This window comes from Kineobactrum salinum (assembly GCF_010669285.1).
Lineage (GTDB): Bacteria > Pseudomonadota > Gammaproteobacteria > Pseudomonadales > Halieaceae > Kineobactrum > Kineobactrum salinum.
Map to the genome: position 1 here is coordinate 1,652,232 of NZ_CP048711.1, position 26,475 is coordinate 1,678,706.

Sequence of the window (26,475 nt, forward strand, 5' to 3'; positions counted from 1 at the left end):
GTCAACCGTTAGCCGGTGTCGGCTGTTGTTCAGTGGTCGGGGTAACCGAGTTGTCGATACGTACCGGCGCGCCCGAGCCGAGTTTGAGCAGACCGCTGGTGGCGACAGTTTCGCCCGCCTCCAGGCCCTCGAGTACGGCGACCATGTCGCCGCGATTGGCGCCCAGGGTCACGAAGCGCTGGGACACTGTCTGCTGGCCGCCCTGGTCCTCCACCACATACACAAAATTGCCATAGGGACGGTAGGAAACGGCGGTGCCCGGCACGATGACCTGTGTCTGCGGCTCGCCCAGAGGCAGCGAAAGGCGCGCGAACATGCCAGGTTTCAGTGCCTGCTCGGGATTATCCAGCGTAGCCTGAACCGCGAAGTTGCGCGTATCGGGGTCCACCGAAGGCGCCACCGCGTTGATCACGCCCGGATAAAGGGTGCCGTCCAGCGCCTGCACGCGCACCTCGACCGGCATGCCTTCCCGCACGCGGTCACTGTAACGATCCGGCAGCGTGAAATTTACATACAGGCGCTGCAGCGCCTGCAGGTCGACAATAGTATCGCCCGCGACCACGTAGTCCCCCACGTTGTAGCGCCGGATACCGAGAGCGCCTGCAAACGGGGCACGCAGTTTTTTCTGTTCAATGCGCTCTCTCTGCGCCGCCGCCTGCGCCCGCGCCTGATCCAGCTCCGCGGCGCGCCGGTCCAACTCTGCCTCGGAGATGTTGCGCTCGTTCACCAGCGAGCTGGCCCGCTGCAATTCCAGCCGCGCCAGTTCTGCGGCGGCTTCCAGTGCCTCCAGCTCGGCGCGGTCCGGGGCCGTGCGCAGGTCCAGGATCACATCCCCCTCCGCCACCGTGGCCCCGTTTTCAAAATGGACAGCTTCAACGATACCGGCGATTTCGGTGGCCAGCTCCGCCCCCCGGATCGACGCCAGGGTAGCCACCGTATCCACGGTGGGCTGCCAGCGCGCGGTTCCCGCCTCGGTGGCGCTGATGGTGACAGTCGGCCGCGGCTGGTTGTCCATGGACTGATTCATCATCCTGCTGCCATACCATTGCATCGCGAACAGGCCGCCGAACACCAACAGCGCTGCCAACAGGATGACCCACATGCGTGGTCCCACTATGAACTTCTTCATCGTCTTCCAACGGTAATTTCGGGATGGATATGCTGCGCCTCACAGACTCCACAGCGACAGCGCGCGCGGCGAACATCATACCCGGTTCCGCGCAAGACCCCAATACTGACCTTTGCCAGGACTTCCTTCGTCAGGCCATCACGCCACTGATCTCATTGGCGATACAGCAGATCCATGTAGTCACGGGCCACATCGTCCCACCGAAAGCGCTGCGCCGCGGCGCGTTTACGCAGGGCCTGCCACTGCTTCGGGTGGCGGGCATGCAGCTGCAGCGCTTCAGCAAAGCGTTGCAGCAGTTGCTCTAGCTGTTGTTGTTCGCCGTCACCGCCGAAGCAAAAGCCGGTAACACCGTCCTGCACGGTGTCGGCAAGGCCGCCCACTGCGTGGACCAGGCAGGGCTGGCCGGCACGCATCGCCAGCATCTGGCTGATGCCGCAGGGTTCGAAGGAACTGGGCATCAGGAACAGCTGGCCGCTGCGGTAGATCGGCTCGGACAGGGCTTCGGAAAAACCGCACAGGAACAGGAAGTTGTCGCGCCGGGCACTGATCTCAGTGAAAAACTGTTCCAGCGCCGGGTCACCACTGCCCAGCATCAACAGGAGACCGTCGGGACCCAGACGGTCCAGCAATACATCGATAGCGCTGCGGCCAGCGGACAGCGGGGCCTGCAGCAGTCGCACTTTCTGGTCGGTCAGCCGCCCCACTGAGGTCACCAGCGGGGCCGGCCGGACGGACTGGGCCTGCAGCAATGCGGCGACCTTGCGCCGGGCCAGTTGGTGACTGGCATGCGGTGCATCCTCTGCCCAGCGCGCCAGCTCTGCCTGGACCAACCGCAACAGCCGCCTGAAACCCGGTGCCCGGCCAACTGCCGCCGGATATTCACAGCCGTTCAGAATGCCGGCCAGGCGCCCTGCGCCGGCGGCCTCACGCAGGTCCGCCTGCAGACCTTCGCCGGCGCTGTGCTGGATCTCCCGGGCGTAGGTGGGCGAAACCGCGTGCACCTTGTCGCAGAGCCTGATACCGGCCCGCATGGGATTGAAGCAGTCGCCGTAGCGGGGGTCGACGATCGCCTCGTGATCCCAGCTCAGATCGGGATACCAGGCCCGCAGCGAGGACTCGTCGTGATCAAGCGGCCGTATGCCCTGCAGCGCCAGGTTGTGGATGGTGTAGACGTAGCGCAGTCCGGCCAGTTTGCCGCAGGCCGGGTCGAAGCGCACCAGCAGCGCCAGCAACGCACTGTGCCAGTCATGCAGGTGCACGACATCCGGCCTGGAAACATGGCCTGCCAACAGGCACTCCAGCACCGCACGGCAGAACAGTGCGAATTTGCTGGCATCGGTGGCGAAGGGGCGCTCGGGCGGGTCATCACAGTAGATCCTGCCGGCGCCACAGGGAGCGAAGCCCGGGTGTTCCAGCACCAGCTGGGTGACCCCAGGCCGCCGTGGGTCGTCAGCCAGCCGCCACAGCACCACGGCTTCGCGCCCCTGCCGGAACGGCGTCACCACTTCGACCAGCCGCTGCGCCCCCGGCTGCAGCGAAAAGTGCTGGTAGCCGGGGGTCAGCACCGTCACCCGGCACCCCTTCGCGGCAAGCGCAGCGGGCAGATCCCGGATCACGTCGCCCATGCCGCCCACCTTGCCACCGGGCAGGGCACCATTCTCGGCGGCCACCATCAGGACGTTCATGCTTGCGGAAGCCAGGCTGCGATGCTCAGGTGATCACATCGGGCTGCTGGCGCCCGAGTTGGCGACGGATGCCGGCGAGCTCGTCAGCCGCGGCGATCAGGCTGGCCAGCGCTTTCTGCGGGTCCTGCTCCAGCAGCGCCGGATCCCGCTGGTAGCAGTCGTGGTAGACCCGCAGGGTGGCGCCGGAGGTGCCGGTGCCGGACAGACGGAACACGATTCTGGCGCCGTCCTCGAACAGGATACGCAAGCCCTGGCCGGCGCTGACACTGCCATCCACCGGATCGCTGTAGCAGAAATCATCGGCGCTGTGAACGGTGTGTCCGTGGTAGCTGCGACCGGCCAGCGCCGGCAGTTGCTGGCGCAGTGCTGCCATCACCTCCTCCGCCTGTTCGGCCGGCAGCGCCTCGTAATCGTGTCGGGTGAAATAATCGCGGCCGTAGCGCTGCCAGTGCTCGCGCAGGATGGTGCGCGCGGGCTTGCTGAGTTCCGCCACCAGGTTGAGCCAGAACAGCACTGCCCACAGCCCATCCTTCTCGCGCACATGGCTGGAACCGGTGCCGAAGCTCTCCTCGCCGCAGAGGGTGATACGGCCGGCGTCCATCAGGTTGCCGAAGAACTTCCAGCCAGTGGGTGTCTCGAAACAGGGAATGTCCAGTTCGGCCGCCACCCGGTCCACCGCACGGCTGGTGGGCATGGAGCGGGCGACGCCGGCCAGTCCGTCCGCGTAGGCGGGGATTCGCCGGGCATTGGCCGCCATGATCGCGAGGGAGTCACAGGGATTGATGAAGATGCCGCTGCCCAGCACCATATTGCGGTCACCATCGCCGTCGGAGGCGGCGCCAAAGGCCAGCGGCGCATCGCTGTTCATCCGTGCCACCAGTTCGGTGGCATGGGCGAGGTTGGGGTCGGGGTGGCCGCCACCGAAATCCTCCAGCGGCCGGCCATTGATCACAGTGCCGGCCGGCGCGCCCAGGCGGTGCTCCAGGATCTCCACCGCGTACGGACCGGTGACCGCGTGCATCGCGTCATAGCACATGTGGAAGCGCTTGTGGCCCAGCAGTGCGGCGATCTTGGGAAAATCGAATATCGAGGCCATCAGTTCGGCATAGTCCTCGACCGGATCGATGATCTCTACCGTGGTGTTGTGCAGCTGATGCGAGCCGCTGCGGTCCAGATCAATATCGGGACTGTTGCAAAGCAGATAGTGATCGATGCGGGTGCTGGCCTCATGGATGGCCGCGGTAACGGACTCGGAGGCTGGACCACCGTTGGCGCCATTGAACTTGATACCAAAGTCGCCGTCCGGGCCGCCGGGATTGTGGCTGGCAGACAGTACGATGCCGCCATCCAGGCCGTATTTGCGAATCACACAGGAGGCTGCCGGGGTCGACAGCAGGCCGCCGCGCCCCACCAGCACCCGGGCGAAGCCATTGCCCGCCGCCAGCCGCAGGATGAGTTGCAGGGCCTGGCGGTTGTAATAGCGCCCGTCGCCGCCCACTACCAGGCTGCGTCCGGCACAATCGCCCAGCGCGTTGAAGATGGACTGGACAAAGTTCGCCAGGTAGTGCGGGCGGGCGAATTCCGCCACCTTCTTGCGCAGACCGGAGGTGCCCGGTTTCTGTCCGGCAATGGGCCGGGTGCTTACCGTTTCAAGAGTCATTCCAAATCCTTGTACTGCTCAGGCAAAACCCTCGGGCTGTCCCAGCATGCCCCGGGTGACCAGGACAACGCCGCTGTCGGTGACCCGCAGGCCATTGGCGCGATCCTGGGCGGCATCATGCCCAATCACCATGCCTTTGGGAATAACACAGCCGCGATCGACGATGGTATTGCGCATCCTGACATTCCGCCCCACCTCGACTTCGGGCAGGATGACCGCTTTTTCGATACTGGAATAGGAGTTGATACGCACGTTGGAAAAAATCACCGAGTCACTGACCTGGCTACCCGAAATCACACAACCACCGGATACCATGGAGTCCACCGCCATGCCGCGGCGGTCATCCCGGTTGAACACGAACTTGGCCGGGGCCAGCTGTTCCTGGTAGGTCCACAGCGGCCAGACCTTGTCGTACAGGCTCAGGGAGGGCACCGTTCCCACCAGTTCCATGTTCGCCAGCCAGAATGAGTCCAGCGTGCCGACGTCACGCCAGTAGGCCATGCCTCCGGTCTCCGGATCGCGGAACGGGTAGGCCTGGACGTGAAAATTGTCCAGCAGCGCGGGAATGATATCGTTGCCAAAGTCGTGGGAGGACTTGAGATTGGCCGCATCCTTGATCAGGCGGTCGAACAGGAACTCCGTATTGAAGATGTAATTGCCCATCGAAGCCAGGGTCAGGCCCGGCCTGCCCGGAATCTCCGCGGGCTGGGCGGGTTTTTCCTGAAAGCCGGTAACTTTGCTGTTGCGGTCCACCTGCATCACGCCGAAGGCGTTGGCCGCCTCCTCCACAGGCACCTCCAGGCAGCAGACCGTCATGTCTGCGCCGGATTCCACGTGATGCACCAGCATCGGGCCGTAGTCCATCTTGTAGACATGGTCACCGGACAGCACCATCACGTAATCCGGCATTTCGGCACGAATAATGTCCAGGTTCTGGTAGATGGCATCCGCGGTGCCCTGGTACCAGTCCTCGGAGTAGCGCTGGGAGGCAGGCAGGATTTCCACGAACTCGCCCAACTCCTTCTTGAAGTGCGTCCAGCCACGTACCAGATGGCGCACCAGCGAGTGAGCCTTGTACTGGGTCAGCACCCCGATGCGGCGGATGCCGGAATTGACGCAGTTGGACAGCGGAAAATCGATAATCCGGTACTTGCCGCCGAAGTACAGCGCCGGTTTGGCGCGCCAGTTGGTCAGCTCGTACAGTCGCGAGCCGCGCCCTCCCGCCAACACCAGGGCCAGCGTGTTCTTGGTGATCAGGCTGACATAACGCGGATTCTGGTCTTCCATGGCGTACCCTCCAGTGGCTTCCCTCAGGGACGGCTGACTGCCTGTGTTTCCGGCTCCGGCTTGAACCATATCTCATCGCGGTACTGGCCGATAGTGCGGTCGCTGGAGAAGCGGCCGCTACTGGCCGTATTGAGAATCGCCATGCGGGCCCAGGCCGCGGTATCGGCAAAGGCTGCACACACGCGTCGCTGGGCGTCGATATAGCTGCGGAAATCCAGCGCCGTCATCCACGGGTCCGCGGGACTGCGGATGGCCTCGCACAGCGGTTGAAAGATGCCCGCTTCCAGCAGGTTGAAATGGCCGCATTCCAGCAGGCGCATCACCCTGGCCAGATCCTCGTCCGCCTCGATTACCGCCGACGGATCGCAGCTGTGGCCCGCGGCTTCGACCTCGCTGGCGGTGAGGCCGAACAGGAAGAAGTTGTCCTCGCCCACGGCGTCGCGAATCTCGATATTGGCCCCGTCCAGCGTGCCTATGGTCACTGCCCCGTTCATCATGAACTTCATGTTGCCGGTGCCGGAGGCCTCCTTGCCCGCGGTGGAAACCTGTTCAGACAGGTCGGTGCCGGGGCAGATGACCTCCATGGCGCTGACCCGGTAGTCCGGCAGGAACGCGACCCGCAGCCAGCTTTGCATCCGCGGGTCCCGGTTGATTACGGTGGCGACGTTGTTGATCAGCTTGATGATGAGCTTGGCCATCGCGTAACCCGGTGCCGCCTTGCCGCCAAACAATACACAGCGCGGCTGCAGCCCGTCGGTGTCGCCCCGCTGCACCCGGTCATAGAAGTGAATGACATGCAGCACATTGAGCAGCTGGCGCTTGTACTCGTGGATACGCTTTACCTGTACGTCGAACATCATGGCGGGATCGAAGTGCACCCCGGCGTCGCCGGCCACCAGCTCCGCCAGTACCTCCTTGTTGCGGTGTTTCACTGCCATGAATCGCTGCGCAAATGCGCTGTCATCGACATGAGCGCGCAGTTGCTGCAGCTGTTCCATGTCACAGATCCAGCCGCTGCCTATGGTGTCATCCAGCAACTCGCCCAGCCGCGGATTGCAGTGTGCCAGCCAGCGCCGGGGCGTTACCCCGTTGGTCTTGTTGTTGAACTTGTCGGGGCACATCTGGTAGAAATCCCGGAACAGTCCCTGCTGCAGCAGCTCGGTATGCAGCGCCGCCACCCCGTTCACCGAGTGGCTGCCGACAATTCCCAGGTAGGCCATGCGGATGTGGGAGTTGTCGCCCTCCTCGATAATGGACATGCGCTGCTGGCGCGCGATATCCCCGGCCAGCGGTCAGCTACCCGGGACAGAAAACGGGCATTGATCTCGTAGATGATCTCTAACGGCCGCGGCAGCAGTTCGCCAAACATCTTTACCGGCCAGCGCTCCAGTGCCTCGGGCAGCAGGGTGTGATTGGTATAGGCCATGGTGCCGCGGGTAATCCGCCAGGCCTCATTCCAGCCCAGACGGTGTTCGTCCATCAGCAGGCGCATCAGCTCGGCAATGGCCACCGTGGGATGAGTGTCGTTCAACTGGAAGCCGTTGCCGGCGGCGAAGTCACTGAAATCCTCGCCGTGAACGGCGACCCAGCGCCGCAATACATCCTGCAGGCTGGCGGAGGCGAGAAAATATTGCTGCCGCAGGCGCAGCTCCTTGCCTGCCTCGCTGGCATCATTGGGATACAGCACCATGGTAATCTGTTCGGCCTGGTTCTTGGCGGCTACCGCATCGCTGTAACTGCCGGCGTTGAACTCCTCCAGGTCAAATTCATCGGTGGCTTCGGATTTCCACAGGCGCAGGGTATTCACCGTACCGTTGCGGAAGCCCGGCACCGGAATGTCGTAGGGCACTGCCAGGACGTCATGGGTGTCCACCCAGCGCACCCGCTGCGCATTGTCGGGATCGCGGTAATATTCACTGCGGCCAAAAAAACCGACGCGGCAACTGTGTTCGGGACACTCGATTTCCCAGGGGTTGCCGTGGCGCAGCCAGCCGTCCGGGTATTCCACCTGGTAGCCATCCTCGATCCGCTGGTGAAACATGCCGTACTGGTAGCGGATACCGTAGCCTGTCACCGGCAGTCCCAGGCTGGCGCAGCTGTCCAGGAAGCAGGCGGCGAGCCGGCCCAGGCCGCCATTGCCCAGGCCGGCGTCCAGCTCCTCCTGCTCCACCTCTTCCAGTTCGCAGGCCCAGTCCTGCAGTGCCCGCCGTACCGGGGCTTCCAGATCCAGGTTCAGCAGGGCATTGTTGAGACTGCGCCCCATCAGGAATTCCAGTGACAGGTAATTGATGGTCTTGCACTGCTCGTGGCGATAGCGCGAGCGGGTCTCGCGCCAGTGGGCCACCAGCCGGTCGCGAACGGTCAGGGCCAGGGCCCGGTACAGGTAAAAATGCGAGCCCTGGGTATCGTCGCGGCCCAGGGTCAGGACGTAGTGCCGCTGCAGGTCCTCCGGCAGGGTGTTCGCAGTCAGCGGGGTCATCAGGGTCTGATTCACGATAGCGTGTGCTCCGGCTCACTCCAGGGTGAGCGTTTGACGGTGGCCGGGGCGGCTGCCCCGCTATTGTTGAGGATCTGCACCGAGTGCGCCGCAAGTTCCAGCGTTGTCCGCGCCTCGTAGCTCTCCCGGGACGCCTCGCCGATGGCGGGTCGGGCGGTATCGGCCAACAGCTGCCAGGATCCGGCCGGGGTCGCCGGCAGGGTAAAGTGGTACCGCTCCGCCGCGGCATTGAATATCACCAGCAGATAGCGCGGCGGGCCATCGGCGGCGCCGCTGGTATCGGTGAGCAGGTAGCCCAGCAGCTGGTTGAGATGCTCGTGCCAGTGCTCCTCACGCATCACCAGGCCGTCGCCGTTGAGCCACTGGATGCCGTCGTCGCGGGGATGATCCGGCCGATGGCGGTACACGTCCGCCTGCAGCACCGGGAACTGCCGGCGCAGCGCCAGCAGCTTGCGGGTAAAGGCCAGCAGCAATTGTGGCTGCTCGCCGGCCGCCTCCCAGTCCAGCCAGTTGAGCGCATTGTCCTGGCAATAGGCATTGTTGTTGCCCTGCTGGCTGCGGCCGCGCTCGTCGCCGGCCAGCAGCATCGGCACGCCCTGGGATACGGCCAGCGTGGCGAGGAAATTGCGTTGCATCTGCCAGCGCAGTGCGTCGATGGCGGGATCGTCGGTGGGGCCCTCCACGCCGAAGTTGCTGCTCAGGTTTTCCCGATGACCGTCATTGTTGTCCTCGCCATTGGCCTCGTTGTGACGCTGGCGGTAGCTCACCAGATCCCGCAGCGGAAAGCCGTCGTGGCTGGTAATGAAGTTGATACTGGCGGAGGGCCGGCGGCCGGCGTGTTCGAAAATGTCGCCCGAGCCATGCAGGCGCCGCGCCAGTTCCGGCAGCTGGCCCTGGTCGCCGCGCCAGAAACGCCGCACGGTGTCCCGGTAGCGGTCATTCCATTCGCTCCAGTTGGCGGGAAAGTGGCCCAGCTGGTAGCCGCCGGGACCGATATCCCAGGGCTCGGCAATGAGCTTGCAGGAGGCGAGCAGCGGATCCTGGGCGACGACCTGAAAGAAGGTGGCGGCGCTGTCAAAACCCTGTTCGGTGCGGCCCAGCACCGTGGCCAGATCAAAGCGAAAGCCGTCCACCCCCATGTAGCCCGCCCAGTAGCGCAGGCTGTCCATCACCAGTTGCATCACCCGCGGATGGCCCAGGTTCAGGGTATTGCCACAGCCGCTGTCGTTGACGTAGAAGCGGCGGTCGCCGGGCATCAGTTGATAATAGGACAGGTTGTCGATGCCGCGAAAACTCAGGGTCGGTCCCAGGTGATTGCCTTCACAGCTGTGGTTGAACACCACATCCAGGATCACTTCCAGCCCGGCTTCGTGCAGGCGGTCCACCATTTGCCGGAACTCGTCGACTTCGCCATCCACCAGGTAGTCCGGGTGGGGAGCGAAGAAGGACAGTGTATTGTAGCCCCAATAGTTGCCAAGCCCTTTCTCGTGCAGGTGGTACTCGTCGATGAAGGCGTGCACCGGCAGCAGTTCGACCGTGGTGATACCCAACGCCTTCAGGTAGTCGATCAGCTGCGGCTGCGCCAGGCCGGCAAAGCGGCCGCGCAGCGCCTCGGGCAATTGCGGGTGACGCATGGTGAAGCCGCGCACATGAGTTTCATAAATCACCGTCTGGCGCCAGGGCACCAGCGGACTGATGGCGTTGTTGCACCATTCGCTGGCGGCGCTGACGACCCCCTTGGGAACGAAGACGGCGTTGTCGCGAGCGTCGGGCACCAGGTCCAGCGCCTCATCGCTGCGGGCATAACCGAAGTTGGCCTCGTCCCAGCGGTAGCGCCCGAGCAGACGCGTGGCATACGGATCAAGCAGCAGTTTGTGGGGATTGAAACGGTGACCGGCACGCGGCTCATAGGGGCCGTGCACACGGTAGCCATAGCAGTAGCCCGGCTGCAACCGCGGCACGAAGCCGTGCCAGACATCGTGAGTCTTGTCCGGCAACATCAACCGTGCGACCTCATGCAGGCCCGACGGATCGTAAAGGCACAGCTCCACGGCCTCCGCATGGGCCGAAAACAGCGCGAAATTGACGCCGTCTCCGGTCCAGGTGGCGCCCAGCGGACGCGGCTCTCCAGCGACGATCTTCATGTGCTGGCAGCACTCCCTGCGCCAGCGTCAAGACTCAGCACCACCGTCGCCAGCGGGGGTACGGTCAACAGCAGCGAACAGGGCTGGCCATCCCAGGGCCGCGATACGGCCTCGACACCGCCGAGATTGCCCTGCCCGCTGCCGCCGTAGTCCAGCGCATCGGTGTTGAGGCATTCCCGATACCGGCCCGGCGCTGGCACTCCCACCCGATAGTCGTGATGGACACCGGGGGTCAGGTTGACAAGCACCAGCACCTGGTCGCGGGGATTTTCGCCGCGGCGCAACCAGGCGAACACCGAGATGTCCCTGCGGTCGGCCTGCAACCACTGGAAACCAGCGGGGTCACAGTCCAGCTCATGCAGTGCCGGCAGTGACCGGTAGAGCCGGTTCAGGTCCCGCACCAGCGATTGCAGGCCGCGATGCAGCGGTTGCTGCAGCAGCTGCCAATCCAGGCCGCGGTCATGGTTCCACTCCCGGCGCTGGCCAAACTCTCCGCCCATGAACAACAGCTTCTTGCCCGGGTGACCCCACATGAAGCCCAGGTAGGCCCGCAGATTGGCAAACTGCTGCCATTCGTCGCCGGGCATCTTGTTGAGCAACGAGCGTTTGCCGTGCACCACCTCGTCATGGCTCAGGCAGAGAATGAAGTTTTCCTGCCAGGCATACACCAGGCCAAAGGTGAGCTCATCGTGGTGATAGCCGCGATGGATCGGATCGCGGGCGATATAGCGCAGAGAGTCGTTCATCCAGCCCATATTCCACTTGAACCCGAAGCCCAGCCCACCGGCATGTACCGGCCGCGACACCCCGGGCCAGGCCGTCGACTCTTCCGCCACCATCATGACGCCCGGATGACGGGCATGGACCCGCTCATTCACCCGCTGCAGAAATGCGATCGCCTCCAGATTCTCGCGTCCGCCGCGGACGTTGGGCAGCCACCCACCCGGCTCGCGGCTGTAATCCAGATACAGCATGGAAGCCACCGCATCCACCCGCAGGCCATCCAGATGAAATTCCTCCAGCCAGTAATTGGCGTTGCTGAGCAGGAAACTGGCCACCTCGCCACGACCGTAATTGTAGATGAAGGTATTCCAGTCGGGGTGAAAACCCAACCTGGGGTCGTCGTGCTCGTACAGGGCGCTGCCGTCGAACCGCCCCAGGCCGTGCGGATCCGACGGGAAGTGGCCCGGCACCCAGTCCAGCAGCACTCCCAACTGCTGCTGGTGACAGCGATCGACAAAGTGGCGGAATTCGTCGGGAGTTCCAAAACGAATGGTGGGCGCGTACAGGCCCACAGGCTGGTAACCCCAGGAGCCGTCAAAGGGGTACTCATTGATCGGCATCAATTGCAGGTGAGTGAAGCCCTGGTCCAGCGCGTAGGGAATCAGCTCGTCCGCCAGTTCCAGGTAACTCAGGTAGCGGTTGTTGTCCTGTTCACGGCGGCGCCAGGAGGCCGGATGGACTTCGTAGATACTGACCGGCCGCCTGTGCTGGGCATCGCGCCGGGCCATCCAGTCCGCATCCCCCCAGCGGTAGGGCCTGCCTCCCAGTTGCACCCGGCTGGCGGTCTCCGGTGGATGCTGCATGGAGCCGCCGTAGGGATCCGCCTTCTGCGGCAGCAGGTGGCCCGAGGCATCGACGATTTCGTACTTGTAGTGCGCCAGGTCGGCCACCGCGGGCACGAACAACTCCCAGATACCACTGGCTGGGTGTCTGCGCATCGCGTGCTGGCGTCCATCCCAGCCATTGAAGTCACCCACCACCGATACCCGCAGAGCCGCCGGCGCCCAGACCGTGAACAGCACCCCGTCGATATCCTGTAGCCGGCGCGGATGCGCACCCAGTTTGCGCCAGGCAAACTCCTCGGTCCCTTCGCTGAAGTAGTAAAAATCCTCGTCCCTAATGGCGGAGGCAAAGCGGTAGGGGTCCTCCAGCGCGACTGTGCCGTGCCCGGTCTCTACCTGCCAGTAATAGTCGAAGGGTTGCTGCCGATGCTCCACCACGGCCTCGAACAGGCCCTCGGGGTGCAGCCGCTGCAACATCAGCGGCGGGCTGTCTCCATCTCGCGCAACCAGCGTCACCGAGCGCGCCCAGGGCAGCAGCGCCCGGGCTACCAGGCCGCTGCCGCCGGGCTGTCGATGCAGCCCCAGCACTGCAAAGCTGTCCGGGTGGCGGCCCTGCATCAGCGCCTCGATCTGCCGGCTGTCCAGCAGCGGGCGGTAGGGAACGGAGGATAATGTCACGTCATACGCTCCTGGTTGACCGCGGCCAGCAGTTGCCGAACTGCCGGTGCGGCGAATATCGCGTCGGTGTCCAGCGCCTGCTTGCGGCGCCAGTTGGGGTATTCACGGTAGGTGCCGGGAATATTGACCGGCTCCCGCATCAGTTGCAGGTCCTCCAGTTGCAGCAGCAGCAGCCGCGACCGGCTGCGCGCACAAAAGCGGTGAATCGCGCTGCACAACGCCATGTCAAAGACCCGGTCCGGCGCTGCACCGGACCAGGATGCCGGCAACAGTGCCTCTGCCGCCAATGCTTCCAGCAGCCGCCGCTTGTCCGTAATACGCTCCTGCAACAATCCGGCCAATGCTGCTTCGTCGGCAACAAGGCCCAGTTGCTGGCGGCGCTGCAAGTCACTGCCCTGCCACCAATCTGCCAGCGCGGGGACATCGTGGTTGCTAACCATCAGCAAGACCTCGTCCTGGTGTTCCGCCGGGGCCTTGAAGCGCCGGTCGTGGTGTTGTTCAAAATACAGCACCCGATTGCCGTACACCCCGGACTCATGCATCCGCAGGCGCAGCTCCGCTGGTACCACGCCCAGGTCTTCGCCCACTACCGCGCACTGGTTGCGCCAGCTTTCCAGCCGCAGCAGGGCCAGCAGCTCCTGCAAAGGATAATAGACATACAATCCCGCGGCGGCCCCGGTTTCGGTGGCGGGCAAACACCACCACAGTCGCAGCAGCGACATCACATGATCCATCCGCAGTGCACCACTGGCAAGCATGTTGCACTGCAGCAGCTCAATGAACTGCCGGTAGCACTGCTGCCGCAGGCGTTGCGGATGCAGCACCGGCATGCCCCAGTCCTGGCCCGCGTGGGCGAACGGATCCGGCGGCGCGCCTATGGTCGCGCCGGGCAGGTACAGCCCCGGCGTCTGCTGCACTTCACAGCCGCGCACCACCGAACCTACTGCGAGGTCCCGCATCAGTCCCACACGCATGCCGATGCTGCGGGCATGCTGCTGGCATGCGGTCAGCTGGGTGATAGCCAGCCACTGCAGCCAGCTGTGAAAACGCGGGTCCTGCCGGTGGCGGTCCGCGAACGGGTTGTGGTCCGCTTCATAGTCCGCGAAACCGCTGAGTGAAGCCCCGCCGGCGGCCTCGAACTCGGCGAACCGGCGGCCCCGGGCAGTGGCCGCCTGCATCGACACAAACTGGTCGAACAGAGCCTCAAAGGCCGCGTATTTCAGCTGGGCGACGCGTTCGTGGTCCACCAGGGCCTCGGACCGCAACTGCCGGCAGGACTCCTGCCAGTGGCCGACAGCTTCACCGGTTGCGACAGCGGCCCACTCTGGCAGCTGCTCGGGATCTATGTAAAGCGGATTGATGAAACGCCGGTCGGAAGGGCTGTAGGGACTGGCGGCATCGGGGCTGTCACTGCAGGGGGCGTGCAGCGGGTTGAGACCCACCAGATCGGCGCCGGCGCCGGCGGCCAGGTCCAGCAGCTGGCGCAGGTCAGTAAAATCACCGATACCCCAGTTGCGTCCGGAGCGCAGCGTGTACAACTGACAGCTGACGCCCCACAGCCGCTGGTCGGGGTCGGCAGCGTCAAAGCAGCGCTCGGGACAGGCCATCACCTGGCTGCTCTCGGTGCGCTCCCGGTGCCACATGCGCAGGGTGTAATAACCCGGCTGCAACGCCGGCAACACCAACTCACGGGCACTGTAGCGCACCCCGTCGCTGTGGTAATCACCCACTTCCGGCTCGACGCCCGGCCGCCATTCACCGCGGGCCACCTCCTGCTCCGCTGTGCTCAGCTGCCATTGCAGACACTCGGCGAGCTCTCGCGGGTGGCAATGCAGCTGCAGTCCGGGCCGCGCCGCAGCCACCACATAGCACGGATCCAGCCACTGGCGCCAGTGCGCTTCATCCAGCTCGGCTACTGCGGCGCGCACCGCAGCAGGGTCATCGGGTACATAGCCCATCACCCGCAGTGCCTGCAGCCGGTGGGCAGCGGGAACCTCGCGCCGCTCGCCACCGTAGTCCAGGTACTGCGACGAGACACCAGTGAGGTACAGCAGTTTTTCCAGTTCGTCCATTACCGCGTCTCGCTCCCGGTCCAGCTGCATGACAATATACTGACGGTTGCGGCGCGTCTGTGGCAAGCCGCACAAGTGGGGCTACCGATGTGACCGTTTACTGCGGCGTCGCCATACCGGGCAAGTGCGCCGAGACAGTCTCCAGCAGGGCTTCGCCAATTGCGGTCATGTCCAGCGCGGCGGCGGGCAGCTGCGCTGCCATCGAAGTGACCTGCAGGCCCTGCTGGCCGCAGGGATTGATGCCGGCAAACGGTGTCAGGTCCATGTCCACATTGAGCGCCAACCCGTGATAACTGCAACCGCGCCGCACCCGCAGGCCCAGCGAGGCAATCTTGGCGCCGCCAACATAGACTCCGGGCGCGTCGGCCCGGGGGGCAGCGGCTATACCGTGGCCGGCCAGCAGCTCGACGATACTTTCCTCGATGAGCGTGACCAGGTCTCGCACCCCCAGCTGGCGCCGGCGCAGGTCCACCAACAGGTACAGTACCCACTGGCCCGGGCCGTGATAGGTCACCTGGCCACCGCGATCCGCCTGCACTACCGGGATCGCCCCCGGCGCCAGCACATGCTCGGCCCTGCCGGCCTGACCCTGGGTGAATACCCGCGGATGCTGCAGCAGCCACAGTTCGTCCGGTGTCTGCTCACGGCGGCTGTCCGTGAACTGCTTCATTGCCTCCAGACACGGCAGGTAGTCCACCTCGCCGAGCCGCCTGCAGAGGATTTCCGAGCCTGCCATCAGCTCAAATCACCATCTGCACCCGGCCGGTGGCAATCAACTCCTCGTGCAGGGCCTCGAGCTGCACCGGACCGGTGGCGGTAATGGTGATGGTGAGGGCTGTAAAGCTGCCCTTGCCGCTGCTTCTGACAGTAATTTTGTCCCGCTCGAAGCCGGGGGCATGGCGCTCGAATACGGCCAGCACCACGGCCTCGAAATCGGCAGTGCTGCGGCCCAGCACCTTGACCGGATAGGCGCAGGGAAACTCGATTTTCGGGGGCTCAGGGGCACTCATCGGCGGCCTCGCTAGACGCTGAACAGCTTGCTGATCCACATCTTGATACTGTCCCAGAGGCGGGCGAAAAAGCCCGCTTGATCCACGGCTTCCAGCGCCACCACCGGCGCCTCGTGGACCGTCTCACCTTCCAGGCTCAGGCGTACCGTACCCAGCTGGTCGCCGCGGGCCAGCGGCGCAACCACGCTGTCCGCCAGCTCCAGCTCTGTTTGCAGTTGTTCGCGCTTGCCGCGGGGCAGGGTGACCACCGCCGGCTCCAGGACGCCGACGCGGACCGACTGGGCCAGGCCCTTCCACACCCGCGGCTCTGCCAGCGCCTGCTCGGGATCGAACAGGTTCACCGTTTCAAAGAAGCGGAAACCGTAGTTCAACAGGCTGCGGGTTTCGTTCTTGCGGGCATTGGCACTGCGTGTGCCCAGTACCACCGAGATCAGCCGCATGCCGCGGCGCTCGGCGGAGGCCACCAGCCCGTAGCCCGCTTCCCGGGTGTATCCTGTCTTGATCCCGTCGACAGTGGGGTCCTCGCGCAGCAGCGAGTTGCGGTTGTACTGGAGGATACCGCCGTAGGTGTATTCCAGTTCCTTGTACAGGGCGTAGTGTTCGGGAAAATTATTGATCATCGCGGCGGCCAGTTTCGCCAGGTCGCGCGCGGTAACAAACTGGCCGGGCGCCGGCAAGCCGTGCGAGTTCACGAACCAGGAATCCTGCATGCCGATGGCTTCGGCGTGAGCGTTCATCATGTCGGCAAAGGCAGCTTCATTGCCCGCCAGGTGTTCAGCCACCGCCACCGTCGCATCATTGCCCGAGGAGATGATGATGCCGCGCTCGAGATCCGCCAGCGACACCGGTGTGCCGGGCTCGATCCACATCAGCGAGGAACCGGCAAACACCGGGTTCTGCGACCAGGCATTGTTGCTCACTGCCACCATGTCGGTGGGTTTGACCCGGCCGGCCTCCATTTCGCTGGCCAGCACATAGGCAGTCATCATCTTGGTCAGGCTGGCCGGCGGCAACTGCTCGTCCGCATTGTGCTCAACCAGCACCGCGCCGCTGTTGGCATCGATCAGGAAATAGGCCTTGGCGGCCACCTGCGGCGGTGCAGGAATCACGGTTGCCGCCTGGGTGGACGGGACTCCCGGCACCTGGGCAATGACGGAAGGCATGGCGGCAGCTGCCACCAGAAGTGCGCCGGTCAATAAAAAATGCTTCATAGATACGAAAAACCTGTCGCTGATTGTTGATGAAGAGTGTCGTCCTGTATTCATGGCAACAGCTGGCTGCCGCTATAGCCGCTGGCCTCCAGCCGCCGCTGCACTGACTCCAGCTCCTCGTTGCTGGCCACCGGTCCGATACGCACCCGGTAGAGCAGGCCGTCGCCGGTGTCCACCGGGCTGACCGCCACCGGCGAGCTCAACAGCGCCGCCAGTTCCGCCCGCAGGCGCTGGGCCGAAGTCTCGGAGCCAAACGCTCCCAGCTGGACATAGCGGTAGCTGCCAAAAGGGGTACCGCGGCGGTCGTCGATACCGGCGAGATTGATCACCTCCACCTCGACCGGGGCGGTACCGCGCGCCATGTAGCCCAATTTGACCGCTGCACCGTAGGAAAGGTCAATCACCCGGTCGCTGTGGAAAGGCCCGCGGTCATTGACCCGCACGACAATGCTGCGGCCATTGTCCATGTTGGTTACCCTCGCATAGCAGGGAATCGGCAGAGTCTTGTGGGCGGCGGTGGCTGCATAGAGGTCGAAGATTTCACCATTGGAGGTCTTCTGGCCATGGAACTTGGTGCCATACCAGGAGGCGATGCCGCGCTCGCGGTAGTTGGCCGGGCTGGGCAGGATCTCGTAGGTTTTCCCCAACACGGTATAGGGGCTCTTGTTGCCGGCGCTGAGGATCGGGTCCGGCCGCGGCACCGCGTCGGGCACCTGGTCGGGGCGGATGCTGCGCGGCGGAGCCCCGTCCCTGAGCCCGCCCCGATCAACCACCGGCGGTACGGGCTGCGGATCCGGCGCCGGGCCCCGGGTCGCACAGGCGGCCAGCAGTAAGCTCAGCCCCGCGACGAGGAGCCGCTTCACTGGTCAATCCCCGCTGCCAGCCGCTCACTGAGCTGGAACACACTCATCGCATACATCGCGCTGTGATTGTAACGGGTGATCACGTAGAAATTGTGCAGGCCCAGCCAGTGTTCATGCCCCTCGGCCAGTTCAAAGCGGATGGCGGTGGCGCGGGCCCCGGGATCCAGCTCCCGACCCGGCTGCAGACCCGCCTCGACGAACTCCGCCACCGTGCGCTCCGGCACCAGGCCCGCGTTGAACCACTCGGCGGGCACCTCCGGCCCGGGCTCGGCGGCGACCACCACGGTTTCCCCGCTGCGCCAGCCGTGACGCTTGAAGTAATTGGCCACGCTGCCGATGGCGTCGACCGGATTGTTCCAGATATCGGTCACCCCATCGCCGTCGAAATCGACCGCGTAGCTGCGATAGCTGCTGGGCATGAACTGGCCATAGCCCATCGCCCCTGCGTAGGACCCCTTCATCGCCAGCGGGTCCATGCCCTGTTCCTCGGTCAGGATCAGGTAGTTCTTCAATTCCTTGGAAAAAAATGCCGACCGCCGCGGGTAATCGAAAGCCAGCGTGGACAGGGCGTCGATGACACGGTAGCTGCCGGCAATGCGGCCGTAGTAGGTCTCCACCCCGATAATGGCAACGATCACAGAGGCCGGCACGCCGGTTTCGGCCTCGGCGCGCTGCAACGTCTCGCGGTGGCGGGCATAGAACTCCAGCCCCTCGCGGGTACGCTGCTCAGTAAGAAATATCTGGCGGTATTCATGCCAGGGCTTGGCCTTTTCGGCCGGCCGGGCGATAGCTTCGAGTATGCTCTCCTGGCGCTGGGCCTGGGACAACACCTGCAGCAGGCGCTCGCGATCCAGGCCCTGCTCGGCGACCAGTTCGTCGACCAGCAGGCGGGCAGCGGCGTGCTCGCCATAGTTGATCGAGCCGCTTGCCAGTGCCGACCAGAGGCCCAGCGCAGCCAAACCCCATTGCATCTGTATTTTCATCGTTCAGAGACTCTCATCACCGCTGCGCTCAGGGGCATCGCTAGCGCCCGCTACCGGATTCCGTGCTCACTGCCATCAGCAAGCCGAAACTGGCCATCAGTGTGACCACCGAGGTACCGCCGGCGCTGACCAGCGGCAGCGGCACCCCGACCACCGGCAGCAGACCGGCCACCATGCCCATGTTAACAAAGATATAGACGAAAAACGTCAGCGTCAGGCTGCCGGCCACCAGCCGGCCAAAGCCGGATCCGGCGTGCATGCCTATCCAGAACCCGCGCAGGATGATCAGCGCGTAAATACCCATCAGCGCCAGCACCCCGCGCAGACCAAATTCCTCGGCCAGTACCGCGATAATGAAATCGGTGTGTCCCTCCGGCAGAAAGTCCAGCTGGGACTGGGTGCCATTGAGCCAGCCCTTGCCCTCCCAGCCGCCCGAGCCGATCGCCGTCTTGGACTGGATGATATTCCAGCCGGCCCCCAGCTTGTCGCTCTCCGGGTTGAGCAGTGTCAGGATACGCTGCTTCTGGTAATCCTTGAGCAGGTACATCCACACCGGCCAGGACGAGAGCCCGGCCAGCAGCACCACCCCCCGATGTAGCGCCAGCTGAGACCCGCCATGAAGACCACGAACAGGCCGCTGGCCGCAATCAGCAAGGCGGTGCCCAGATCCGGCTGCAGCAGGATCAGGGCCGAGGGCAGCGCGATGATCATGCCACAGGCCAACAGGTATTGCAGGCGCGGCGGCAGGATCCGCTCGGACAGGTACCAGGCGACTGTCAGCGGCATCAGCAGCTTCATGATCTCCGAGGGCTGGAAGCGGAAGCCGCCGAGGGCGAGCCAGCGCTGGGCGCCCTTGGCTCCCACGCCGGCAAACATCACCGCCAGCAGCAGGGCCAGGCCGAACAGGTAGAGCCAGGGAGACCAGCGAAAATAGCGTTTCAGGTCCACCTGCGCCGCCACCAGCATCACTGCGTAGCCGAGCAGGAAATATTGCCCCTGACGCATCACCGCCGCGGCTCGCTGGCCGGAGGCACTGTACAGTACCACCAGGCCGAAGCAGGTCAGCAGCAGCAACAGCAACAGCAGTGGCAGGTCGATGTGCAGCCGCAGTGCCAGCGGCGGCCGCCGGGCGAGGCCGGCACTCTGTCCCGGCAACTGGCGGACATAATCCCCCATCAGCTGCTCCCGGCCAGCAGCCAGGCGTCCAGCACCTGGCGGGCGACGGGATAGGCGGCAGAGGCACCGCCACCGTTTTCGATCAGCACGGCGACCGCGATAGTGGGCGCCTCCACCGGCGCAAAGGCAATGAACAGGCCGTGGTTGCGGTGCCGCTCCGCCACCTCCTCCTCCACGTAGATGGCATCCTGGGCGATACCGATCACCTGGGAAGTGCCTGTCTTGCTGGCCATTTCATACTCTATTCCTATACCGGCCTTGCGGGCGGTGCCGCGGGCGCTGTGCACCACCGCGCGCATCGCCTCGTGCACCGCATCCCAGTGTTCGGCACTGGCGGCAACGCCTCTTTCTTCCAGCGGCTCCGGCACCTCGCCCCCTGCCTTCCGCAGCAGTCTGGGGGTCCGGTATTCCCCCTGGTTGCCAGTACGGTGGTAGCCACCGCCAACTGCAGCGGTGTCGCCAGCATATAGCCCTGGCCGATGCCGGCGCTGAGGGTCTCCCCCGGATACCAGGGCTGGCCCAGCGTGTCCCGTTTCCAGCGGCTGGAAGGCAGCACCCCTGGACCTTCATTGGTGGTATCGATGCCGGTGCGCGCGCCCAGCCCGAAGGGTTGCAGATAGTCGTGCATGCCATCGATGGTGAGACGGCGGGCGAGATCGTAAAAATAGACGTCACAGGACTCGGCCACTGCCATTTGCAGGTCCACCCGCGGCGCATGGCCGGTACCACGAATCTTCAGGATCCAGTCCCGGTAGCGGCGGGAATCCCCGGGCAAGCGGTACCAGCCGGGATCGGGCACGGTGGTTTCGGGGGTTATCAACCCCGACTGCAGACCGGCCATCGCCATCATCGGCTTGATTGTGGAACCCGGTGGATACTGGCCCTGCACCGCGCGGTTGAACAGCGGCACATCCAATGAATTGCGCAGCGCGCTGTAGTCGCGGCCGCTGATACCATTGACGAACAGGTTGGTATCGAAGCCGGGGGTGGAGACCAGAGCCAGCACACCGCCGGTCAACGGGTCTATCGCCACCACCGCGCCGCGCAGCTCGCCGAGGGCGGCGTGGGCAGTCTGTTGCAGCTGGAAGTCCAGGTGCAGGGTGATGTCCTCCCCCGGCACCGGATCAAAGCGCTCCAGCACCCGCAACACCCGGCCGTGGGCATTGGTCTCGACATTCTGGTAGCCGACCTCGCCGTGCAACAGCTCCTCGTAGTATTTCTCCACGCCCACCTTGCCGACGTGAAAGGTACCGCGATAGTCCCGCTCGTCCAGCTCCTGTACCTCCTGTTCGTTGATGCGCCCGACGTAACCGATGGCGTGGGAGAACAACTCGCCGTGGGGTAGTGGCGCACCAATTGCGCATCCACTGTGACGCCGGGAAAGCGGTGCCGGTTCACCGCCAGCCGCGCCCGTTCATCCTCGGTCAGGCGAAACCGCAGCGGCACGGCTTCGTAGGGACGGCGGCGCTGCAACTTCTGGTGGAAATTTTCCAGGTCGGCCGCGGAGATCGGCACCATGGTCTGCAGCTCTGCCAGAGTCGCCTCCAGGTCCGGCACCCGCTCGCGCACAATGGAGAGGATATGACTGGGGCGATTGTCGGCCAGCAGCACCCCGTTGCGGTCGTAGATAAGGCCGCGCTTGGGCGGCAATGGCTGCAATTGAACCCGGTTGCGGTCGGACTGGGTGCGGTAGCTCTCGAAATTATTGATCTGCAGATCGTAGTAGCGCAGCAGGATCATGCCCAGCAGCGCGATCACCAGCAGCACCGCGGTAACGGTGCGCGACCCATAGATGCGCGTCTCCCGGCTGGGATCCTTGAGGGTAATACGCTGTGGCATGCGGTGCTGTGCCTGCTCTATTGGCGACCCGGAAATCTAGCCGCGATGATACGGGTGCTTTACCGTAATTGTCCAAGCCCGATACAGCTGTTCCGCCAGCAGTACCCGCACCAGCGGATGTGGCAGGGTCAATGCACTCAGGGACCAGTGCCTTTCCGCCATTGCCAGGCACTCCGCCGCCAGGCCATCCGGGCCGCCGACCAGCAAACTGACACTGGCGCCGGACATCTGCCAGTCCTCGAGCTGCGCTGCCAGCTGGGGTGTGCTCCAGCTCTCGCCCTCGACATCGAGCGCGATAACGCGATCGCCGGCAGGGATTGCTTTCAGGATTTGCTCCCCCTCCCGCGCCCGCAGCGCGGCGGCCTGGCTGTCCCGGCCCCGCCGGGCCAGCGGCAGCTCCCGCCATTCCAGCCTCAGCTCCCGCGGCAAACGTTTGCCGTACTCCGCCACCGCCGCCGCCACCCAGCCAGGCATCTTGCCGCCGACGGTGATGACGCGCAGCCGCATCAGGCTTCCAGCGAAGAGTCGTCCGGTACCTCGGGACGGGCGCCGTCGGGCCGTACATCCACCCACAGCCGTTCCAGGTCGTAAAAGTCCCGGGTCGCCGGCAGCATGACGTGCACTACCACGTCGCCGAAGTCGACCAGCACCCAATCGCCAGTGGTCTCCCCCTCCACGCCCAGCGGACGCATACCCTGTTTTTTGGCCTCCATGCAGACATGATCCGCCAGCGACTTCACATGCCGGTTGGAAGTGCCGCTGGTAATCACCAGGTAGTCCATCACATCGGTGAGAGCGGTGACGTCCAGGGTGGCGGTGTTGACCGCCTTCAGGTCCTCGAGCGCGTCGACGACCATTTGCTTGAGTTGTTCAGCTTCCATCAGTGGCTCTTTTTCTCCAGTAGTCAGTCCGTGTCAGCCGCATCTGTGTACAGCTGGTGTCTTTCAATATAGTCCAGTACCGAATCCGGCAGCAGATACCGCGCCGATCGTCCGGCCTGGCGCAGCGCGCGAATGCCAGTGGAGGAGATTGCCAGCTGGCTCAACTCCAGCAGCAACACGCCACCGGCGGGCGCCCGGCGCAGTTGGACCGCACTCTGCAGGCGATGCCGGTCCAGCCAGTCCTTCAGCTCGCCCCGCCCCGGCAGCGCCCAGCCCGGGCGGGCGATAACCACGATATGGGCGTAGTTCAGCAACTCCTGCCAGCGGTGCCAGCGCGGCAGCCCCAGCAGCGCGTCACAACCCATCACCAGACACAGGCCGGGCCGGGGGCCATACTCGGCGCGCAGCTCCGCCAGACTGTCCACGGTATAGGACGGCCCGGCTCGACCCAGTTCCCGGCGATCGCAGCACAGCCGCGGCTCCCCGGCCACAGCCAGCGCCACCATGTCCGCGCGCCGCGCCGCCGGACAGCGCGGCGCGGCGCGGTGCGGCGGCAGGGCACAGGGCATCAGGTGCAGGCGCTCCAGATCGAGCTGCTCCAGCAACTCCACGGCAGAGCGCAAATGGCCGTTGTGGATCGGGTTGAAGGTGCCGCCGAGCACGCCGATGAGCCCGGCCGGGGCCGTTGCGGCTGTCAACGCCGGACCTGCCCCTCGCCGAAGACCACGTATTTGCGCGAGGTGAGGCCCTCCAGCCCCACCGGGCCGCGGGCGTGCAGTTTGTCAGTGGAGATACCAATCTCGGCGCCAAGCCCGTACTCGAAGCCATCGGCAAAGCGGGTGGAAGCGTTGACCATCACCGAGCTGGAATCCACCTCGCGCAGGAAGCGCATTGCACGGCCATGGTCGCGGGTGACGATACTGTCGGTGTGGTGAGAACCATAGCAGCTGATATGGTCGATGGCGGCGTCGAGGTCGGCGACCACCCGCAGCGCCAGCACCGGCGCCAGGTATTCCTCGTACCAGTCCTGCTCAGTGGCGGGGGTGATCTCCGGCAGCAGCGCCAGACTGCGCTCGCAGCCGCGCAGTTCCACCCCGGCCGCAGCATAGGCCTGTGCCAGCGCCGGTAACAGCGCCTCCGCTTCCGCCGCCGCCACCAGCAGGGTTTCCATGGTATTGCAGGTGCCGCAGCGGTGGGTCTTGGCATTGAGCGCAATGTCCAGCGCCATCTGGTGGTCGGCGCCGGCATCGATATAGACGTGGCAGACGCCATCAAGATGCTTGATTACCGGCACCCTTGCCTCGCGGCTGATGCGCTCTATCAGTCCCTTGCCACCGCGAGGCACAATCACATCGACATATTCCGGCATGGTAATCAGTTGACCCACCGCTGCGCGGTCGGCAGTGGCCACCACCTGCACCGCAGTCGCCGGCAAGCCGGCGGCGGCCAGGCCAGCCCCCAGACAGCTGGCGATCGCCTGATTGGAGGCCAGCGACTCCGATCCACCGCGCAAGATGGTCGCATTGCCTGCTTTCAGGCACAGGCTGGCAGCCTCCACCGTAACGTTGGGGCGCGATTCATAGATGATGCCCACCACCCCCAACGGTACCCGCATCTGCCCGACCCTGATACCACTGGGCATGGTATTGACCTCGCTGATGCTGCCCACCGGGTCGGGCAGGCCCGCGACCTGGCGCAGCCCTTCAAGCATCGCGTCAATCCGCGCCGGGGTCAGTTCCAGGCGATCGAGCAGCGCCGCGTCCAGGCCCTGTTCCCGGCCTCGGGCCAGGTCCCCGGCATTGGCATCCGCCAGCGCGGCTCGATCACCGTCCAGCGCATCGCGAACCGCCAGCAGGGCATTGTTGCGGGCAGCGGTGGACGAGGCCGCCACCTGGCGCGCCGCCGCCCGGGCGTTGCGCCCCAGCTCCTGCATGTACTGCTCTATACTCATCCTGCTGCTTGCCTCGCTCCGGACCGGCGCTGTTGTGCTGATAAAGGGCGGCATTATACCCCATGCCCGCCCGCTGTACCGCACCTGTGCGTGCCACAGCCCATCAGACTCGCCCGCCTGCCAGTTCAAGACCGGGCTTCGTAGCCCGGTCGACATCCTGGGAGGGTGCTTTCGAGACACGCCGTGAACCCCTCCATGGGGCTCGGATGCGACATCCATGTCGCATACGGTCTCGAAAGCACCCTCCCAGGACGCCGACCTGCCGCCGGAGTGAGCCAAAGTAAGTACCATTCAGTCCGGACCCTGAAAAACATTCCCGAAGAACGTTGACAATCATTCTCATTAGCATTAGTGTTCGATGGCAAGGACATTTGTTTTCCTCAGCTGCGCAGGGTCACCATGTACGTATGCATCTGTAAGGGCATCACCGACACCCAGATTCGCACCGCCGTGACTGAAGGTGCCAACAGCATACGCGAGGTACGCCGGTCGCTGGGCGTCGCCAGTCAGTGCGGCAAATGTGGCAGCCTGGCCCGGGATATCGTCAACGAGTCCCTGAGCGAACTGGCGGGCGAGCAGCGCCTGTTCTACGCCGTCAGCTGAGTCTCTCTCCTCACCCTGCTTCAAGTTCCGGCACAAGAGCGCCGGCATCATCCAGAAATCAGGACATGACGGTATCGCTGTCCCCGGCATCGGGAGCGGCGCCGGGCCCGTTGTTGCGGGACGCAGCGTCGTCGTTGCAGGGGCCGCTCGCCGCGCCCCAACCGGGTCTGCGACAGGATGCTAATCGCTTTGATTATCATTAGAAATTGGCTTTAAAATCAATAACTTAAATTGACCACAATCACACTGCCTGCTATACTTCGCGGTCATTTGGGAACAGGCAAGGAGCACGCTGATGAAAGGCGACGCGGGAGTCATCAAACACCTGAACAAGGTTCTCGGCAACGAACTGGTGGCGATCAACCAGTACTTCCTGCACGCGCGCATGTACAAGGACTGGGGGCTGCGGGAGCTGGGCGAGCACGAGTATCAGGAATCCATCGATGAAATGAAGCACGCGGACCAGCTGATCGAGCGCATCCTGTTTCTGGAGGGCCTGCCCAATCTGCAGGATCTGGGCAAGCTGCTGATCGGGGAAAACACCCGGGAGATGCTGGAGTGTGACCTCAAGCTGGAGCACATGGGGCATAAGGACCTGAAACAGGCGGTCGCCCACTGCGAGTCAGTGGGCGACTATGTTTCCAGGGATCTGTTCGTCGAGATCATGGAGTCTGAAGAGGAACACATCGACTGGCTGGAAACCCAACTGGGGCTGATCGAGAAGATCGGACTGCAAAATTACCTGCAAACCGCGATGCACACTGTAAAGCCCGAATAACGGGCATGAGCCGGGCCCCTGGCGGGGCCCGGCAGCGCCTCAGCTGGCACTCTGGGCGGCCGCGGCCTCTTTCACCAGAGTCTGCAATTCACCGCTTTCGTGCATCTCGGTCACGATATCACAACCGCCGATCAACTCACCGTTGATCCACAATTGCGGAAAGGTGGGCCAATTGGCGTATTTGGGCAGATTGCTGCGGATATCGGGATTGGCGAGGATGTCCACATAGGCAAAGCGCTCGCCACAGGCCATCAGAGCCTGCACGGTCTGGGCCGAGAAGCCGCACTGAGGCTGGTTGGGAGAGCCTTTCATGTAGAGCAGGATGCTGTTGCCTTCGATTTGCTCTTTGATGGTGTCGAGAATATCCATACTGTCAGGTACCTTTGTCGTCGTGGACGCGTCGTGGTAAATGTGGGCCCAGTTTACCTGAATTCAAGCCTGCGCGCAGGCAGGGCAATGAACT

The 26,475-nt window shown here is 64.3% G+C and carries 19 protein-coding genes and 3 pseudogenes; 2 read left to right on the forward strand and 20 right to left on the reverse strand.

Features of this window, described 5'->3' with window-relative positions; translation table 11 throughout:
• Position 1: 1 nt before the first annotated feature.
• From G3T16_RS07040 to G3T16_RS07130, 19 genes and pseudogenes are all read right to left on the reverse strand, one after another.
• The gene (locus tag G3T16_RS07040) at positions 2–1,129 is read right to left on the reverse strand and encodes an efflux RND transporter periplasmic adaptor subunit (RefSeq protein WP_163494433.1); all 1,128 of its coding nucleotides are present in this window, start codon (positions 1,127–1,129) and stop codon (positions 2–4) included.
• A gap of 152 nt (positions 1,130–1,281) precedes the next feature.
• Positions 1,282–2,814: a glycogen synthase gene (locus G3T16_RS07045; protein WP_163494434.1), complete on the reverse strand. Its 1,533-nt coding sequence runs from the start codon at positions 2,812–2,814 to the stop codon at positions 1,282–1,284.
• A 25-nt stretch (positions 2,815–2,839) separates the two neighbouring features.
• Complete coding sequence (locus tag G3T16_RS07050) at positions 2,840–4,474, reverse strand: alpha-D-glucose phosphate-specific phosphoglucomutase (protein WP_163494435.1); 1,635 nt, start codon at positions 4,472–4,474, stop codon at positions 2,840–2,842.
• 18 nt (positions 4,475–4,492) lie between these two features.
• Entirely contained in the window at positions 4,493–5,761 is a 1,269-nt protein-coding gene (gene glgC, locus G3T16_RS07055; RefSeq protein WP_163494436.1) for a glucose-1-phosphate adenylyltransferase, read from the reverse strand.
• 23 nt (positions 5,762–5,784) lie between these two features.
• Positions 5,785–8,240, reverse strand: a pseudogene (locus G3T16_RS23035) (glycogen/starch/alpha-glucan phosphorylase).
• Positions 8,241–8,251: 11 nt separating this feature from the next.
• The gene (glgX, locus tag G3T16_RS07065) at positions 8,252–10,402 is read right to left on the reverse strand and encodes a glycogen debranching protein GlgX (protein ID WP_163494437.1); all 2,151 of its coding nucleotides are present in this window, start codon (positions 10,400–10,402) and stop codon (positions 8,252–8,254) included.
• Positions 10,399–12,645, reverse strand: coding sequence for a 1,4-alpha-glucan branching protein GlgB (glgB, locus tag G3T16_RS07070; protein WP_232059298.1), 2,247 nt, complete (start codon positions 12,643–12,645; stop codon positions 10,399–10,401). Before glgB ends, glgX begins: the two co-directional genes overlap by 4 nt.
• Complete coding sequence (gene malQ / locus G3T16_RS07075; protein ID WP_163494438.1) at positions 12,642–14,747, reverse strand: 4-alpha-glucanotransferase; 2,106 nt, start codon at positions 14,745–14,747, stop codon at positions 12,642–12,644. The genes glgB and malQ overlap by 4 nt, the downstream gene beginning before the upstream one ends.
• Before the next feature lie 67 nt (positions 14,748–14,814).
• On the reverse strand, positions 14,815–15,453 hold the full coding sequence (lipB, locus tag G3T16_RS07080) for a lipoyl(octanoyl) transferase LipB (protein ID WP_163494439.1): 639 nt from the start codon (positions 15,451–15,453) through the stop codon (positions 14,815–14,817).
• Positions 15,454–15,457: 4 nt separating this feature from the next.
• Complete coding sequence (locus G3T16_RS07085; protein ID WP_163494440.1) at positions 15,458–15,727, reverse strand: YbeD family protein; 270 nt, start codon at positions 15,725–15,727, stop codon at positions 15,458–15,460.
• A gap of 11 nt (positions 15,728–15,738) precedes the next feature.
• Entirely contained in the window at positions 15,739–16,938 is a 1,200-nt protein-coding gene (locus G3T16_RS07090) for a D-alanyl-D-alanine carboxypeptidase family protein (protein ID WP_332102875.1), read from the reverse strand.
• Positions 16,939–16,988: 50 nt separating this feature from the next.
• Positions 16,989–17,801 carry a septal ring lytic transglycosylase RlpA family protein gene (locus G3T16_RS07095; protein ID WP_163494442.1) on the reverse strand — a complete coding sequence of 271 codons (813 nt, stop codon included), beginning with the start codon at positions 17,799–17,801 and terminating at the stop codon, positions 16,989–16,991.
• The gene (gene mltB, locus G3T16_RS07100; protein ID WP_163494443.1) at positions 17,798–18,784 is read right to left on the reverse strand and encodes a lytic murein transglycosylase B; all 987 of its coding nucleotides are present in this window, start codon (positions 18,782–18,784) and stop codon (positions 17,798–17,800) included. Before mltB ends, G3T16_RS07095 begins: the two co-directional genes overlap by 4 nt.
• 40 nt (positions 18,785–18,824) lie before the next feature.
• Positions 18,825–19,960 (reverse strand): annotated as a pseudogene (gene rodA, locus G3T16_RS07105) (rod shape-determining protein RodA).
• Positions 19,960–21,799 (reverse strand): annotated as a pseudogene (gene mrdA / locus G3T16_RS23040) (penicillin-binding protein 2). The pseudogenes rodA and mrdA overlap by 1 nt, the downstream one beginning before the upstream one ends.
• Before the next feature lie 36 nt (positions 21,800–21,835).
• The gene (gene rlmH, locus G3T16_RS07115; RefSeq protein WP_163494444.1) at positions 21,836–22,306 is read right to left on the reverse strand and encodes a 23S rRNA (pseudouridine(1915)-N(3))-methyltransferase RlmH; all 471 of its coding nucleotides are present in this window, start codon (positions 22,304–22,306) and stop codon (positions 21,836–21,838) included.
• A complete protein-coding gene (gene rsfS, locus G3T16_RS07120) occupies positions 22,306–22,680 on the reverse strand; it encodes a ribosome silencing factor (protein ID WP_163494445.1) in 375 nt (124 codons plus the stop codon). Before rsfS ends, rlmH begins: the two co-directional genes overlap by 1 nt.
• Positions 22,681–22,703: 23 nt before the next feature.
• Positions 22,704–23,378 (reverse strand): nicotinate-nucleotide adenylyltransferase, encoded by a 675-nt coding sequence (gene nadD, locus G3T16_RS07125; protein WP_163494446.1) that lies wholly within the window; start codon positions 23,376–23,378, stop codon positions 22,704–22,706.
• The gene (locus tag G3T16_RS07130; protein ID WP_163494447.1) at positions 23,375–24,631 is read right to left on the reverse strand and encodes a glutamate-5-semialdehyde dehydrogenase; all 1,257 of its coding nucleotides are present in this window, start codon (positions 24,629–24,631) and stop codon (positions 23,375–23,377) included. Before G3T16_RS07130 ends, nadD begins: the two co-directional genes overlap by 4 nt.
• Before the next feature lie 399 nt (positions 24,632–25,030).
• Here G3T16_RS07130 and G3T16_RS07135 point away from each other — a divergent pair, with 399 nt between their 5' ends.
• Positions 25,031–25,234 (forward strand): bacterioferritin-associated ferredoxin, encoded by a 204-nt coding sequence (locus G3T16_RS07135; protein ID WP_163494448.1) that lies wholly within the window; start codon positions 25,031–25,033, stop codon positions 25,232–25,234.
• A 295-nt stretch (positions 25,235–25,529) separates the two neighbouring features.
• Complete coding sequence (bfr, locus tag G3T16_RS07140; protein WP_163494449.1) at positions 25,530–26,012, forward strand: bacterioferritin; 483 nt, start codon at positions 25,530–25,532, stop codon at positions 26,010–26,012.
• A 39-nt stretch (positions 26,013–26,051) separates the two neighbouring features.
• Here the strand turns inward: bfr and grxD are convergent, their stop codons facing one another.
• A complete protein-coding gene (gene grxD / locus G3T16_RS07145; RefSeq protein WP_163494450.1) occupies positions 26,052–26,381 on the reverse strand; it encodes a Grx4 family monothiol glutaredoxin in 330 nt (109 codons plus the stop codon).
• Between the last annotated feature and the right edge of the window lie 94 nt (positions 26,382–26,475).